At 73.1% G+C, this 15,511-nt stretch carries 12 protein-coding genes; 5 read left to right on the top strand and 7 right to left on the bottom strand.

What is annotated here, in order from left to right; genetic code table 11:
• Positions 1 to 134 precede the first annotated feature (134 nt).
• Positions 135 to 3,155, top strand: coding sequence for a BTAD domain-containing putative transcriptional regulator (locus DBP14_RS13880; protein ID WP_129307533.1), 3,021 nt, complete (start codon positions 135 to 137; stop codon positions 3,153 to 3,155).
• An 87-nt stretch (positions 3,156 to 3,242) separates the two neighbouring features.
• Here the strand turns inward: DBP14_RS13880 and DBP14_RS13875 are convergent, their stop codons facing one another.
• From DBP14_RS13875 to DBP14_RS13860, 4 genes are all read right to left on the bottom strand, one after another.
• Positions 3,243 to 3,440, bottom strand: coding sequence for a hypothetical protein (locus DBP14_RS13875; protein ID WP_129307532.1), 198 nt, complete (start codon positions 3,438 to 3,440; stop codon positions 3,243 to 3,245).
• Positions 3,441 to 3,634: 194 nt separating this feature from the next.
• Complete coding sequence (locus tag DBP14_RS13870) at positions 3,635 to 4,300, bottom strand: class I SAM-dependent methyltransferase (protein ID WP_129307531.1); 666 nt, start codon at positions 4,298 to 4,300, stop codon at positions 3,635 to 3,637.
• 371 nt (positions 4,301 to 4,671) lie between these two features.
• Positions 4,672 to 4,986: an AzlD domain-containing protein gene (locus DBP14_RS13865; RefSeq protein ID WP_129307530.1), complete on the bottom strand. Its 315-nt coding sequence runs from the start codon at positions 4,984 to 4,986 to the stop codon at positions 4,672 to 4,674.
• Entirely contained in the window at positions 4,983 to 5,759 is a 777-nt protein-coding gene (locus DBP14_RS13860; protein ID WP_129307529.1) for an AzlC family ABC transporter permease, read from the bottom strand. Before DBP14_RS13860 ends, DBP14_RS13865 begins: the two co-directional genes overlap by 4 nt.
• A gap of 77 nt (positions 5,760 to 5,836) precedes the next feature.
• Between DBP14_RS13860 and DBP14_RS13855 the strand changes: the two genes are divergently transcribed.
• Positions 5,837 to 6,403 carry an XRE family transcriptional regulator gene (locus DBP14_RS13855; protein WP_129307528.1) on the top strand — a complete coding sequence of 189 codons (567 nt, stop codon included), beginning with the start codon at positions 5,837 to 5,839 and terminating at the stop codon, positions 6,401 to 6,403.
• Between the two features lie 92 nt (positions 6,404 to 6,495).
• On the opposite strand, the gene DBP14_RS13850 is transcribed toward DBP14_RS13855, so the two are convergent.
• Positions 6,496 to 6,699 (bottom strand): cold-shock protein, encoded by a 204-nt coding sequence (locus DBP14_RS13850; RefSeq protein ID WP_003974443.1) that lies wholly within the window; start codon positions 6,697 to 6,699, stop codon positions 6,496 to 6,498.
• Positions 6,700 to 6,986: 287 nt separating this feature from the next.
• On the opposite strand from DBP14_RS13850, the gene DBP14_RS13845 reads away from it, so the two are divergent.
• Both DBP14_RS13845 and DBP14_RS13840 read left to right on the top strand, forming a co-directional pair.
• The gene (locus DBP14_RS13845) at positions 6,987 to 7,835 is read left to right on the top strand and encodes a menaquinone biosynthesis protein (protein WP_129307527.1); all 849 of its coding nucleotides are present in this window, start codon (positions 6,987 to 6,989) and stop codon (positions 7,833 to 7,835) included.
• 78 nt (positions 7,836 to 7,913) lie between these two features.
• Positions 7,914 to 9,773 carry a serine/threonine-protein kinase gene (locus DBP14_RS13840; RefSeq protein WP_129311842.1) on the top strand — a complete coding sequence of 620 codons (1,860 nt, stop codon included), beginning with the start codon at positions 7,914 to 7,916 and terminating at the stop codon, positions 9,771 to 9,773.
• A 311-nt stretch (positions 9,774 to 10,084) separates the two neighbouring features.
• Here the strand turns inward: DBP14_RS13840 and DBP14_RS13835 are convergent, their stop codons facing one another.
• Positions 10,085 to 10,543: a hypothetical protein gene (locus tag DBP14_RS13835; protein WP_129307526.1), complete on the bottom strand. Its 459-nt coding sequence runs from the start codon at positions 10,541 to 10,543 to the stop codon at positions 10,085 to 10,087.
• On the opposite strand from DBP14_RS13835, the gene DBP14_RS36035 reads away from it, so the two are divergent.
• The gene (locus DBP14_RS36035; RefSeq protein WP_164992326.1) at positions 10,542 to 10,694 is read left to right on the top strand and encodes a hypothetical protein; all 153 of its coding nucleotides are present in this window, start codon (positions 10,542 to 10,544) and stop codon (positions 10,692 to 10,694) included. The genes DBP14_RS13835 and DBP14_RS36035 overlap by 2 nt on opposite strands.
• Here DBP14_RS36035 and DBP14_RS13830 read toward each other — a convergent pair.
• Complete coding sequence (locus tag DBP14_RS13830) at positions 10,681 to 15,258, bottom strand: FtsK/SpoIIIE domain-containing protein (RefSeq protein ID WP_129307525.1); 4,578 nt, start codon at positions 15,256 to 15,258, stop codon at positions 10,681 to 10,683. The genes DBP14_RS36035 and DBP14_RS13830 overlap by 14 nt on opposite strands.
• Between the last annotated feature and the right edge of the window lie 253 nt (positions 15,259 to 15,511).

Raw genomic sequence — 15,511 nt, 5'->3', positions numbered from 1 at the left:
AAGCGTGAAGTCGCCTTCCAGCGGTGCTCGTTCGGGTGCAACCTAGGATTGTCCCGAGTATCTCGGGCTGGGCAGTGCAACGGGGGCAGGGGGACTGGTTCGTGGAGTCGGCGGCGGCATCCGGTCGTCCGGTCGTGCGGTTCAACATCCTCGGATCGCTGGAGGGCTGGCACGGTGACCGGCGGCTGCGACTCGGCAGCCCCACCCAGGAGCGCGTGCTCGTCACGCTGCTGCTGGAGCCGGGCCGCATGGTGCCGGTGTCCAGGCTGGTGGCCGCCGCCTGGGACGACGAGCCGCCGCAGACGGCCGGCCACCAGATCCGCAAGGCCGTCGCCGCGCTGCGCACACGCGTCCCCGACGGCGCCGACGTGATCCTCACCGACGGCACCGGATACCGCGCCGTACTCCAGGAACACCAGCTGGACCTGCACGAGTTCACCCGGCGGGCCGCCCTGGCCCGGGAGGCCGTGGCCGGTTCCGACGCCGTCGAGGCCGTCGGGCACCTGCGGGCCTGCCTGGACCTGTGGCGCGGGCCGGTCATGGCCGGCGCGGGCGGCGGCGTGATCTCCGCCGCCTCCGCCGCCCTGGAGGAACGGCACATGGCGGTCGCCGAGCAGTACTTCGAGCTCCAGCTCGAACTCGGCCAGTCCGCCGAACTCGTCGGCCCCTTGCGGGAACTGGTGACCGCGCACCCTCTGCGGGAGACCCTGCGCGGGCGCCTGATGCTCGCCCTGTACCGGGCCGGCCGGCAGGCCGAGGCGCTGGAGGAGTTCGGCCGGGTCCGCACCCTGCTCGTCGAGGAACTCGGCATCGACCCCGGCGCCGAACTGACCCGGCTGTACGAGGCGATCCTGCGGGACAGCCCCGAAGTGGCGCCCCGCGTCCCGCAGTCCGTCGCCGAACGCGCCGCCCTGCTGGTCCCGGCTCCCTACCCCGAGCCGTCCCCGACCGAGCCCCCGCCCTCGACCCTGCCGTACGACCTGCCGGACTTCACCGGCCGCGACGACGAACTGTCCCGCATCCTCGCCGTCGGCGGCGACCCGGCCTCCGGCAGCACCCGGATCATCGGCGTCGACGGCATGGGCGGCAGCGGCAAGAGCGCGCTCGCCGTGCACGCCGCGCACCTGCTCGCCGCCGACTACCCGGGCGGACAGCTCTTCGTCGACCTGCGCGGCTTCAGCCCCGGCGAGAAGGCCCAGGAACCCGGCGCCGTCCTGCACTCCCTGCTGCGCACCGTGGGCGTCCCGGACGACCGGATACCGGATGACCTGGAACGACGTACAACGCTGTGGCGAACCGTTTCCGCTCAGCGCAAGCTGCTGCTGCTCCTCGACAACGCCGCCGACGCCGCCCAGATCCGGCCCCTGCTGCCCACCTCCGAGGACTGCCTGGCCCTCGTCACCAGCCGCGTCCGCATGCTCGACCTGGACGGCGCCGAATGGCTCTCCCTCGGCCTGCTCTCGGCCGACGACAGCACCACGCTGCTCACCCGCATGCTCGGCACCGACCGCACGACGGCCGAGCCGGGCGCCGTCGACGACCTCGCCCGGCTCTGCGGGGGCCTGCCCCTCGCCCTGCGCATCACCACCGCCCGGCTGCGCAACCGGCCCCGCTGGACCGTGCGCTACCTCGTCGACCGGCTCGCCGACGAGACACGCCGGCTGCGCGAACTGAGCGCGGGGGAACGCAGCGTCGAGGCCACGCTGCGGCTGTCGTACCAGGCGATGGAGGAAGACCACCGCGCCGCTTTCCGGTTGCTCGGGCTGCACCCGGGCACCACGATCGACGTGCACTCCGCCGCCGCACTCCTCGGTACGGGCGTCCATGACGCCGAGGACGTCCTGGAGAACCTGCTCGACGCCCACCTGCTCGAACAGCACGAGGCGGGGCTGTACGGCTTCCACGATCTGGTGCGGACGTACGCGATGAGCGTGCGGGAGACCGAGGACGACGAGGAGGGGGCGGTCGAGCGGCTGGTGGCGTACTACGCGCTGGCCGCGCACCAGGCCTGCGACGTGATCTTCCCCGGCCGCACCCGTTACGGTGACCCGTCGGTCGACGGAGTGTCGCCCGAGTTGCCCCGGCTGGCCACGGACGACCAGGCGCTGAGCTGGCTCGACCGTGAATACGAGGCATTGCTGGCCGTCGTCGCCCTGTCCGGAGCGCAGGGCCGGCACCGTTCAGCCGCTCTCCTGTCGCGCAACCTCCTCTTCTACCTGGACCTGCGCGGACACTACGAGCCCTACCGAGTGGTCAGCAGGATCGCGGTCGGCGCCTGCCGGCAACTCGGCGACATGCTGTGGTTGAGCATCAGCCTGGGCAACCTGGCCGTGGGCCACTGGTCGCTCGGCGAGTTCCAGGACGGCCTGAGCACCGCCCAGGAGGCCTTGGAACTGGCCAGTGCCCACGATCGTCGCACCGAGGCCTTCTGCGTCGATGTACTGGGACTGCTGCACGGCGCCCTCGGCAACTTCGACGAGGCCCGGCTACGGCTGAATCAAGCCATCGACCTCCACCGCGAGTTGGGTGAGACGCGCAATGAGGCGGTGGCCCTGGTCAATCTGAGTACGGTGCAGACCTGGTCGGGGCTCTACGCCGAAGGCGTCCGGCACGCGGCGCGGGCCACCGAGCTGAACCGGCGCCTGGGGGAGCGCAACAACGAGATCTCTTCCCTGACCTGGCTTGCGCAGGCACATCTCGGAACCGGTGAGGACGAGCGGGCGAGGGCCTGTCTCGCTCAGGCGCTCGCCCTGTGCGACGAGTCCCGAAGGCCGGCGAACGTGGCCCTTGTCCTCGCCCACTGGGCGGGTGTGTGCCAACGTCTCGGCGAGGTGGACTCGGCTGCCGAATACGCCGAGCGCGCCCTGGACCTGGTCTCGGCCGAGGGCACTGCCCTCCGCCAGGCCACCGTGGCGAACGTGGTCGGCCTCGTCCACCTTCGCAGTGGGGCCCCCGAGCGCGCGATGGAACTGCACCGCCGCGCCCACAGGTTGGCATCCCGAGTGGGCTACCGCATCGAGACGGCTCGCGCGCTGAAAGGCATGGCGGAGGCGGCACAGGCGCTGGGTGAGGAATCGGAGGCGCGTCGGCATCGGCGGGCGGCGGAGGCACTGTACGAGGCGATGGGCGTGACGCGGGCCGGACGGTTCTTCTAGGCAACGAGGGGAACAGAAGCGGCACCGGTTCGGCTGAGGCCGGCCGGTGCCGTTGGTGCGTGACGTCCTCGGGGTGGCAGCGCCTCGTCAGGGCTGCACGAGGTGCGGCTCGCGCTCGTCCGCCAAGACCTGGCTGGTGTGCCCCTGAACCCCGCCGGAGGCGATGTGCACCAGTGCGTCGGCCACGCCGGTCGCCGGGACGGCCGCCGCGGTGCCGAGTGCCAGGACACCGGCGCCGGTGAGCGCGGCCAGAACCGTCTTCGTACGCAGTGCGATGGTGCGCATAGGTGTAATCCCCCAGGAAGAGACGGATCGTCATCCGGTCGCCGGGCCTTTCCCCGGCGCCTCGACCGATGCTCGATGGCGCCGATCCCCATGCCGTCCCTGCTGGTTACCGGCCCCCGGGAAACATCCGGTAGTCCTGGTTTCAAGTGCCTCTGGGGGCTCTTGAGTGCCGTTCTACACCTTGCGCCCCGCGCCTACGCCTTGCGGGCGAAGAGGAACGCCTGCGGGACCGATTCCGCGAGGTCCGGGTCGGGTTCGCGGACCGTGCGGGAGACGAGGGCGAAGCCGGCGGTGGTGAGGAGGTCCGCCATGTGGCCGGGGTCGCGGCGCCGGAAGTCCAGCGAGACGGGGTGGCCGAAGGGGTGCTCCAGCCTGCGGGGCCGGTCGCCGGCCTGGAAGGCGAGCAGGAGGTGGCCGCCGGAGGCCAGGACTCGGTGGAACTCGCCGAACAGGGAGGGAAGTTGAGCGTCGGGAGTGTGGATGGAGGAGTACCACGAGACGACCCCGGCCAGCGTGCCGTCGGGAACGTCGAGGTTCAGCATCGAGCCCTGTTGGAAGCGCAGCCCGGGATTCTCGCGGCGGGCGATCCCGAGCATGGACTCGGAGAGGTCGAGCCCGAAGACGTCGAGTCCGAGGGAGGCGAGGTGCCCGGTGATCCGCCCCGGCCCGCATCCGAGATCGGCCACCGTGCCGCCGCCGTCCGGTCCGACGAGGTCGGCGTAGACAGCGAGCAGGCCGCGGTCCAGGGCCTTGCCGACGTGGTGGTCCCGGAAGTGCTCGGCGTAGTCCTCGGCGATGGCGTCGTAGAAGGTCCGGGTGGCGGCGAGGAAGTCGGCGGTGCCGGACGTGGTGTCGGTCATGGGCCGGGACGGTAGCGTCCGCCACTGACAATCCCCGCGGCACCCAGCCCACCCGGGCCGCCCGGGGCCCCGCCGTGGCAGCGGAGCCGCACTCAGCCCACCCCGGCTGCCGCAAGTCCGCTTGAGGGCGAGCGCGCTCAGCCACCCCAAATGCCCGCAGCCCTGCCGTGCCACCGGAGTCGTGCTCAGCTCACCCCGGCTGCCGCAAGTCCGCTTGAGGGCGAGCGCGCTCAGCCACCCCAAATGCCCGCAGCCCTGCCGTGCCACCGGAGTCGTGCTCAGCTCACCCCGGCTGCCGCAAGTCCGCTTGAGGGCGACCGCGCTCAGCCACCCAAAATGCCCGCAGCCCTGCCGTGCCACCGGAGTCGTGCTCAGCCCACCCCGGCCGCCCTCAGCCCCGCCGTGACGGCGGCCGCGCCCACGACCACCACCGCGAACGGCGCCCGGCGCCAGGCCAGTAGCCCGGCCGTCAGTACCCCGGCCGGGCGGGCCCAGCCCGCGAAGGTGCCGCCCTCGGTCAGCGCGCCCGTGGCCAGCAGGGCGACCAGCAGGACGACCGCGCCAGCCGAGGCCAGTTCCTGGACCCGGGCCGGGACTGTCACCCGGCCGTGCAGCAGCGGTCCCACCAGGCGGAAGGTGTACGTGCCCACCGCCAGGGCCAGGATCATCGCGATCGTGGCGTTCACGCGGCGCCCTCCCCGTCCCCGTGCCGGCGCCGGCGGTGCAGCAGCAGCCCCGCCAGGGCGATCAGCACCGGCACCCCGGCCGGCACGGCGGGCGTGACCGCCAGGGCCAGGGCGGCGCCGGGCAGGGCGCACCGCCGTACCGTCGGGTCCGTGCGCAGGACGGGCAGGACCAGCGCCACCAGGACGGCCGGGAACGCCGCGTCGAGGCCCCAGCGGGCGGTGTCGCCGAGCGCGCTTCCGGCGAGGGCGCCGATCAGTACGCCGGTGTTCCACGCGGCGAACAGGCCGAGCCCGGAGATCCAGAACGCCCGCCGCCGCCGACGGGGGTCGGGCTGGGCGAGGGCGAACGCGACGGTCTCGTCGGTGACGAGGTGGGCGCCGAGGAGGCGGGCCGCACGGCCGGTGCCGATGATCTCGGCGACGGCGAGGCTGAAGGCGGCCGTCCGCGTGTTGAGCAGCAGTCCGGTGGCCGCTGCGGCCAGCGGCCCGCCCCCGGCGAGCAGCACGCCGACCGCGCTGAACTGGGCCGAGCCCGCGTACACGACCACCGACATCACCACCGGTACCCACAGCGGCAGCCCGCCGGCGACGGCCACGGCGCCGAAGGACACCCCGACGATGCCGCCGGCCAGCCAGACGAGGGAGCTGTCGCGGATCAGGGTCCGGTCCCCGGGATCACGGGGCGCCCCGGCACCGGCCGCCGGATGTGCCCGGTGCGACGGTGTCCGAGAGAGCGAGGTCCGGGAGAGCGGTGTTCGGTACAGCGAACGCATGTTTTCTACAATGGACAGCACTGCCCCTGTCCGTCAAGCCGAACGATCGTACCGATACAGCGAACGGAGCGAAGGTCATGTCCGAGGCCGCACCCGCCCGGCTTCCCATGGAGTGGATCGCCGCGTCCCTCAGGCGCGAGCGCACCCGCGCCGGTTTCTCCCTGTCCGAGCTGGCCAAGCGCGCCGGGATCGCGAAGTCCACGCTGTCCCAGCTGGAGGCGGGCAGCGGCAATCCGAGCATGGAGACCATCTGGTCGCTCGCGGTGGCGCTCGGCGTGCCGTTCAGCGCGCTCGTGGAGCAGCCCACGCCCGCCGTGCACATCATCCGCTCCGGCGAGGGGCCCACCGTCCACTCCGAGCAGTCCAGCTATCTGGCCACCCTGCTCTCGGCGAGCCCGCCGGGCGCGCGCCGCGATGTGTACGCCGTGCGGCTGGAGCCCGGCACCGTGCGGGATTCCGAGCCGCACATTCCGGGGACCGTCGAACACATCGTCGTCAGCGAGGGAAAGGTGAAGGCCGGCCCGCGCGGGGAAACGGCCGAGCTGGGCCCCGGGGACTACATGTCGTACCGCGGGGACGTGCCGCACGCGTACGAGGCGCTCGCCGCCGGAACGCGGTTCGTACTCGTCATGCAGCACACCTGAACCGCACGGGCGGACGCAAAGGCAGGAGCCCCGTCGCCGGAAGGCGCGGGGCTCCTTGGGTACTGCTCTCAGGTTCTGCGATCAGGCAGTGATCAGACGGGGGTGACGTTCTCCGCCTGGGGACCCTTCGGGCCCTGCGTCACGTCGAAGGAGACCTGCTGGTTCTCCTCAAGCGAGCGGAAGCCCTGGGCGTTGATCGCCGAGTAGTGGACGAAGACGTCGGGGCCGCCGCCCTCCTGGGCGATGAAGCCAAAGCCCTTTTCGGCGTTGAACCACTTAACGGTTCCGGTAGCCATAAGCCCTCCTTGGGCTCAAAAGGGTTGCCCTGCTCCAGAACCTGCACGTGCGAAACGGTGCTGCACAACTGCATTCGTCTGAAAACGACGAGAGCCCGCGGTCACATGCTCCGCAGGCTCTGTACTGCAAGGGAAACCAAACTGCAACTTGCGGCGAGCCTAGCATGGGGGCAGCCGAAAGCAATAGAGGTCAAGATCACTTCACCCGGATGTTTGAACGTCCGGGTAGCCCGTTTGACGGTGGGGTGGGTGACGGCACGGTATCGCACGGGGTCTAGTCTCGCGATGTGGACAATTCTCGCACCCGGCCGCGCGTCGGCCACATCCAGTTCCTGAACTGCCTGCCCCTCTACTGGGGGCTCGCGAGAACCGGCACGCTCCTCGACTTCGAGCTCACCAAGGACACCCCGGAGAAGCTCAGCGAGCAGCTCGTGCGCGGCGACCTCGACATCGGGCCCGTCACCCTGGTGGAGTACCTGCGCAACGCCGACGACCTGGTCGCGTTCCCGGACATCGCCGTCGGCTGCGACGGCCCCGTGATGTCGTGCGTGATCGTCTCGCAGGTCCCCCTCGACCGGCTCGACGGCGCGCGTGTCGCCCTCGGCTCGACCTCCCGCACCTCGGTCCGCCTGGCCCAGCTCATGCTGGCCGAGCGCTACGGGGTCCAGCCCGACTACTACACCTGCCCGCCCGACCTCAGCCTGATGATGCAGGAGGCCGAGGCCGCCGTCCTCATCGGCGACGCCGCCCTGCGCGCCAACCTGCTCGACGGCCCGCGCTACGGCCTCGACGTGCACGATCTCGGCACCCTGTGGAAGGAGTGGACGGGCCTGCCGTTCGTCTTCGCGATCTGGGCGGCCCGGCGCGAGTACGCCGAGCGGGAACCGGCCATCACCCGCCAGGTGCACGAGGCGTTCCTCGCCTCCCGCAACCTCTCCCTGGAAGAGGTCGCCAAGGTCGCCGAGCAGGCGGCCCGCTGGGAGGCCTTCGACGAGCCCACCCTCGCCCAGTACTTCACCACCCTCGACTTCAGCCTCGGCGCCCCCCAGCTGGCGGCGGTCGCCGAGTTCGCCCGCCGGGTCGGCCCCACGACCGGATTCCCGGCGGACGTGAAGGTGGAGCTGCTCCAGCGTTAATCACTAGGCTGCTGGCCGAGCCGTAGCGTGGGGGAGAGGTGGACGCCGGTGGACGCCAGCAAGCAGCCGCGGGAGGCCGTGCAGCCGCTCGGAGACGGTGAACCGGCCGCCGTCGGGCCGTACCGGCTGCTCGGCCGGCTCGGCTCCGGTGGCATGGGCCGGGTCTACCTGGGCCGCAGCGCGGGGGGCCGTACGGTCGCGGTGAAGATCGTGCACCCGCACTTCGCGCTCGACGAGGAGTTCCGGGCCCGGTTCCGGCGCGAGGTGGACGCCGCGCGCCGGGTCGGCGGCGCCTGGACCGCGCCCGTCCTGGACGCCGACCCGGAGGCCGCCGTGCCCTGGGTCGCCACCGCGTACGCGGCCGGACCCTCCCTGACGGCCGCCGTCACCGACGGCGGCCCACTGCCCGACCACACCGTACGGGTCCTAGGCGCGGGCCTCGCCGAGGCGCTGGCTGCCGTCCACGAACTGGGCCTGGTCCACCGGGACGTGAAGCCCTCCAACGTGCTGCTCACCGTCGACGGCCCGCTGCTCATCGACTTCGGCATCGCGCGGGCGACCGACGGCACGGCCTCCCTGACCTCCACCGGCGTCTCCATCGGCTCGCCCGGCTACATGTCCCCGGAGCAGATCCTCGGCAAGGGCGTCACGGGGGCGGCCGACGTCTTCTCCCTCGGCGCGGTGCTGGCCTACGCCGTGACCGGCGCGTCCCCCTTCCCCGGCGACTCCTCGGCCGCCCTGCTCTACAAGGTGGTCCACGAGGAGCCCGAACTCGGCGCGCTGAGCGGCGAACTGCGGGACGTGGCCGCCGCCTGCCTGGCCAAGAACCCGGCCGACCGGCCGGCCCCCGGCGAGGTGGCCCACCGCCTCGCCCCCTCGGGAGCGGCCCGGCTCGTCGCCTCGGGCTGGCTGCCGGGCCCGCTGGTGGAACAGGTCAGCCGCAGCGCCGTACGCCTGCTGAACTTGGAGACGGCGGGGACGACGGAGCCGGCTGACACGGCGCCTTCGGGGCCGGTGGGCTTCACCAGCCCCTCCGTGGACGGGGCGGCCGGAACCCAGGCGGGCGGTGCCCTCGGCGTGTTCGGTCCGGCTCCGGTGATGACGGCGGGCGGCGCGGAAGGGGCGCTGCCCGGCGCGGGTCCCGTGCCCGGGACCCAGGGGGACCCGACGGCCGTGCCCGGCCCCCGGGATCCCCAGGGGGACCCGACGGCCGTGCCCGGCCCCCGGGACCCCTCGCCGCCCGCGTCCCCCGGCCGGCTGACCGTCAGCGTCGCGGCGGACTCCTCCCGCGGTGCGGGCGGGCGCGGACGCCGGGTGAGCTGCACGGTGGCACTGGCCGTGGCGGGCGCGCTGGCCGTGGTGGCGCTCGGCGTCGGGGCGCTGCTGCGGCCGTGGACCGGCGGCGGCCACGACACCGAGGGCGGCGCCCAGGCCTCACCCCCCACGGACGCCCACTCCCCGGCCACCGGCACGACCCCGGAACCGAGCGACGGCGCGACGTCCGGTACGACCCCTTCGCCCAGCTCATCCGGGTCACCCAGCTCGTCCAGCTCGCCCGGCCCCAGCGGCACCGCAGGGTCGGCCGGCGCGCTCCCGGCCCGCTATCTCGGCACCTGGGAGGGCCAGGCCACCGCCCTCGACGGCAACCTGCCCATCGGCACGTTCCGCATCACCGTCCACCGGGCCGGCGTGGGCGAGGAGTTGGGCCGCCTGATCCAGACCGACCAGCTCGGCGGAGTCTGCACCGACGTGCTCACCCTGAAGCAGGTGACGAAGACACAGGTCCTCGCCACCTCGGTGGGCAGCGGCACCAACCACAGCGGCTGCGACCCGGCGCCCCACACCGTTCAACTGACCCCGGTCGGCGACGACCTGAAGTACACCGCGGACAGCTCGGCCGAGGGCAACCCGGTGGCCCGGATGTCCAAGGTCGGCTAGCGCAGGTCGGTTAGCGGGGGCCGGGTGGCGGACGCCGGGTAGCGCAGGTCGGTTAGCGGGGGCCGGGTGGCGGACGCCGGGTAGCGCAGGTCGGTTAGCGGGGGCCGGGTGGCGGACGCCGGGTAGCGCAGGTCGGTTAGCGGGGGCCGGGTGGCGGACGCCGGGTAGCGCAGGTCGGTTAGCGGGGGCCGGGTGGCGGACGCCGGGTAGCGCAGGCCGGTTAGCGGGGGCCGGGTGGCGGACGCCGGGTAGCGCAGGCCGGTCAGCGGAGGTCGGTTAGCAGAAGCCGGGTAACGGCCCCTGCCACACCCTCACTTGTCGGCCGCGCCCCTCCGCTCCGTGATCCTCACCAGCGCGACCACGACCAGCGCCCCCATCACCAGCGTCCCCGCCAGCCCCACCGCCCACAGCCACGGGTACGCCTGGTGGACCCAGCAGGGGCCGCCCCTGTCGTAGCAGTCGCTGGTCCAGTCGCGGCGGTGCTTGGGCCGGGTCGTCCTGAGGACCACCCCGGCCAGCAGCCAGCACAGGGCGAGCCCGGGGAGGGCCGCCGTCGCCCACCCCAGCGAACGGACCTTCCCCGCCTTCCAGTTCATGCGGGAGAGCGGTGCGATGAGAGCCGCGAGCCCGAGCGGTACGACCGCGCCGACCGTGCCGGCGAAGGCGTACGCCCCGCCGGGCCAGGCGGGAGCCAGGCCGCCCCACACCCGGTCGCCCCAGCGCATGTCCGCCAGCGCCAGCGGCACCAGGAGGGCCAGGAACGCCAGCATGAGCAGCGGGACGAACAGGCACCCGCCCCACTCCCGCTTCTTCGGCCCCGCCGGCCCCTTCCGGCTCCCGCGCGGGTACCGCAGCGCCGCCGGAGCCGCCCTGCCCCGCCTGGGCCTCGCCGACCCGGAACGCGCGCTCACGTGGGGATGACCACCGTACGCAGCTCCCCGTCGCCCAGGTGCAGCATGCCCCGGCCCGGGGTGACCGGACCGCCGATCATGCTGCGGGTCACCCGGGTGCCGATGAGGTCGCCCGAACCGCTCTCCTGCGGGGACAGCAGGATGCCGCGCCGGGCCTTCTTCGCGTCGACCTGCCAGCCGGAGAAGCCGCCGCAGATCTCGTCCTCGTCACCGGCGAGGACCAGCGCGAGACCCTCCTCCGCGCCCCGCTCCACGACCCTCTTCAGCACGTCCTCGGCGTCGCAGTCCTCCAGCACCTCACCGTCGTCGACGAGGACGACCACCGGCGCCTCGGGCGAGGCCGTACCGATCAGTTCCTCCAGCTCGTCCTCGTCGATGTCACGGCCGGTGAACACCTTCAGCACCCCCTCCTGGCCGTCGAGTTCCCGCAGCGGGGACGGGCGCGGCGCGGCCAGGACCACGCGGACGCCCTGCGCCAGGAAGGAGCGGGCCATGCCCGCCAGCACCGTGCTGCGGCCCGACTTGGCCGGTCCGCCGATCACGAACGACGGCACACCCGCGCCCAAGTCCGGTCCGAACGCGCTGAGTTCGTCGCCGCCGACGCCCGCGAGCGCCCACAGCGGGGACGACGACGTGGCCGGGTCCCGCAGCGCCCACGCGTCCGCGAAGGAGATCCGGCTCGGCAGGACGTCGACCCGGAACGGCCGCCGGGAGCGCGGGACGTCCGCGTCCCGGGCCGCGGCCGCCTCCCCGATGGCCTGCAGCGCCGCCGCCTGCCCCTGGCCGGTGGTGTCCTCCGCCAGCAGCGCGAACTGGGTCTCGGTGGCCGTCTCGCTGCGGAACGCGCGCCCCGGCGGGATCTCCTCGGGCACCTTGCGGGCGTTGATGTCCAGCATGGAGAAGTCGCCGCGGTCGGCGAGCCGCAGGCCGTACTTGTCCTCGGTGAGGGAGGAGATACGGCCCGACAGCAGCTGCCGGTCACCGGTGAGAACCAGGTGCAGGCCGACGCTCGCGCCCTCCCGCATCATCGCCATGATCTGGTCGGTCAGGTCGCCGTGGTTGTGCTCGCCGAGCGTGGGCAGCCAGCCCTCCCAGCGGTCCAGCAACAGCACGATGTGCGGCAGCCGCTCGTCGGCGGCGACGGCGGCCCGCTGCTCGCCGATGTCGGCGTACCCCTGGTCGGCGAGCAGGTCCTGCCGCCGGGTCAGCTCCCCCGACAGCCGGTTCATGAGCCGGTCGACGCGCTCCAGCTGGTTGCGGCCGACGACGGCACCGCAGTGCGGCAGCCGGGTCAGCGCGTTCAGGGCGCCGTTGCCGCAGTCGATGCCGTACAGGTGCACGTCCGCACAGGAGTTGGTGCGGGCCAGCGAACCGGCGATCGTGCGCAGCAGCTGCGAGCGGCCGGTGCGCGGGGCGCCGGCGACGATGAGGTGCCCGAAGGAGGCGAAGTCGACGGCCACCGGACGGCGGTCCTGGTCGGCCGGCAGGTCCTCGACGCCGTACGGCGCCGCGGGCAGGTCGCCCTGGGCGGTGACGGCGGGGATCTCGTCGAGGAGCAGCGTCTCGTCGAGCGCGGGGAGCCACGGGGAGTGCTGGGCGGGGATGCCGAGCGCCCGGTTGGCCTCGCGCACGGCGTCGACCAGCACCTTGAGGTCGGTGATCTCGTCGTCCTCGCGGGACTCCGACTTGGGCTTCGCGAGGGCGGCCCGTCCCAGGTCCTGCCAGGTCAGCGGGGCCGCCCAGGGCGCGAGCGCCTTCGGGTCGGCCGCGCCCGGCCGGCGTCCGCCGACCCGGCCCGACTGGAACGGGATCAGCGAGGCGTGCCCGAGCCGTACGTACGCCCGGCCCGGCGTGCTCTTCGCGATGTGCCCGGCGTCGGGCGCGTCGATGACGTCGGTGGACTCCCCGGCGTCGGTCACGCGCAGCGCTATCCGCAGGTTGGTGTTGGCGCGGATCTCGGGGGAGACGACACCGCTCGGCCGCTGCGTGGCGAGCAGCAGGTGGATGCCGAGGGAGCGGCCCCGCTGGGCGATGTTGACGAGTCCGGTGACGAAGTCGGGCAGGTCGCGGACCATGGAGGCGAACTCGTCGATGACGATGAGCAGCCGGGGCACGGGCGCGTGCGAAGGGTCCCGCCGCACCAGGTCCTGGTAGTCCTCGATGTCCTTGGCGTCTGCGGCGGCCAGGATGTGCTCGCGCCGCTTCAGCTCCGCGCCCAGCGACTCCAGGGCGCGTTCGACGAGGTGGGCGTCGAGGTCGGTCACCATGCCGACGGTGTGCGGGAGTTTGACGCAGTCCTTGAACGCGGAGCCGCCCTTGTAGTCGACGAGGACGAACGTCATGTTCTCGGGCGTGTTGGCCACGGCCAGCGCGGCCACGATGGTCTGCAGCAGCTCCGACTTGCCGGAACCGGTCGTACCGGCGATCAGTCCGTGCGGGCCGTCCCGGCGCAGGTCGATGCCGAACGGGCCGTCGTACGACTCGCCGATGACCGCCATCGTCGACTGGCCGCCCGTCCGCCAGCGTGCGGCGATCGCGTCCCGCGTCGGCGGCTCCAGCTGGAGGACGTCCAGCAGGCGGCTGGCGCCGGGCAGCGCCGAGTCCTCGGCCTCGCCGCTGATGTCCCGCAGCGGGGAAAGGGCGCGGGCGAGCCGCAGGCACCAGGCCGGCGAGACGAAGTCCGGCCGCACCTTGCGCTGGGTGAGTGCCCCGCTCTGCTCCACCCGCAGCCGCAACTCCTGCTCTTGAGCGGCCTGTTCCCGCCCCTGCGGAGAACCGGCGTGCCACGCCTGGAAGGAGGGGAACCCCCCGGGCGCCCGGGCGGGCACGGGCGGCAGCCCTCCACCGGCGGAGGGGGTTACGGGACCGTGGTGCGGTTCGGCGACGACGACGGCCTGGCACTCGCCGGGCAGGAACCGCTCCTCCTCGTCCAGGCAGATCGAGCGGATGGAAACGTCCGGGCCCTCGCGCAGCAGCCGTACGACACCCGGCAGGGACCGCAGCCGCCGTGAGCCGTCCCAGACGACGACGATGTCGGGGTCGGAGAAGAGGGGCCCCTCGGCGTTCTTCCGCCCGCCCTTCTGCAGGGCCTGCATGCGGGCGTCGAGCAGCTGGGTGAGTTCGCCGACGCGGGCACCGACGGTCTCGGAGTCGGTTCCTATGAGGACGTTGACGTCCTGGCCGCCGGCCGGGCGGGCGTGCGGCAGCCAGCGCACCCAGTCCCAGCGGGTGTCGGCGGCGTTGTCGGTGAGGACGTAGAACTGCACGTCCATCGGGCTGTGCAGCACGGCGGTCTGCGCGACCGCCCACCGCCCGAGCGCGTGCGCGGAGTCCCCGGGCCCGGCGACCCCGACCACGCCCAGGTCGCGCAGCGACAGGGCGACGGGCGCGTCCTCGATGTACCACCGCACCTTGCGCTTGTGGTCGTCTTGTTCGGGGTCGTCCAGTTCTACCTCGGAGGGCAGCCGTCCGGTGCCGAACCTGAGCCGCAGATGGTCGGGGTCGGTGCGCCGGCGCTCCCACAGCCGGGTGCGCGGGCCGGTGCCGTAGGCGAGCACGGCGGCCGGGTCCGGCACGCTCTCGCGGCGGTCCGTGCGCTCGGCGACCAGCGCCTCCCGCGCGTCCTGCTCGATCCGCTCCTTGTGCTCCTTGTACTCCTTCAGCTGCTTCGCGTGGGACTTCCGGCCGTGCTTCTTGTCCATGAAGTAGTTGCCGAAGAGCATCAGCGGGCTCATCACGGCCATGATCAGGTAGTACCAACGCCCGAACATCATCACCGACACCACGGCACCCACCAGCGGCAGCACCGCCATCAGCCAGGGCAGCGGCCGGGCCTCGTAGGTGCCGGGCGGGTTGGGCAGCGAGAAGGAGGTCTGCCGCACGGGCGGACGCAGCCGGGGCGGCCGGTTGTAGTCCAGCCCGATCCCGTCGTCGGACCACTTCAGGGCCGCGTCGGGCGGGCTGTAGGCGACGATCTCCAGCAGACTGTTGCCGACGGCGAGCTGCCCGCCCAGCGGCCAGGCGCCGCCACCGAATTCTTCTCCGTCGAGCCGCACGCCGGTGTCGTCCCCTTTGTGCAGCCCGACCTGGCAGGTGCCGTCGATGGCGATGGACAGGGAGGCGGCACGGTCGGCCAGCTCGCTGTCCTCGACGCGGAGATGGGCGGCGGCCCCGCTGCCGATGTCGTACTTCCCGACCCCGAGCCGGTGCACCGCCCCCGCGCCCGGCCCGCCGACGACGCGGAACTCGACGACGCCCGTGGGCTCCCCGAGCAGGCACCCGGCGGGGTCGTGCAGACTGACGACCACCCCGTCACGCAAGGGCGACCCGACGACGGTGGCGGCGGGATCGAGGGCGTACCCGTCGACATAGGCGAGGGGCCCGCCGCCGGCCGGCTGTCTGGGACCCCCGATGGGAATGACCTGGGCCCCGCCTTGCCCCCCGAGCCCGCCGAACCCCACCTGCCGGGCCAGCTCCTGGGCGACGTCCCCGACGGTGGTCTCGGGATCGGCGTCGAGCACGACATCGGCGCCGCCCCCGGCGACCGGGTCGACGACGGTCAGACTCAGGCGCACGTTCGTCCTCCTCGCGACTCCGAGGCCGCCCCCGGCACGCGGAACCCACTGCTCACACTCAACTCGGTGCGACCGACCTTAACCGCCCCCGCTTCCCGCTTTGCAACGGGAGCCGCCCGGATTCACCAACCCCACGCACGGGGCCCCTGTGGTCCCAAAGGCCACACCCGTAGGATCTTTGCGCATGCGGACGGTCGGGCGGCTCGCCCCCGGCCGACGCAGGAGCAGCCACGGGGGCGGTCCCTGCGGCACT

It is taken from the genome of Streptomyces sp. L2, assembly GCF_004124325.1.
Taxonomy (GTDB): Bacteria; Actinomycetota; Actinomycetes; order Streptomycetales; family Streptomycetaceae; genus Streptomyces.
Note: the sequence above shows the minus strand (reverse complement) of the source record. Positions and strands in the feature narration are given on the sequence as shown.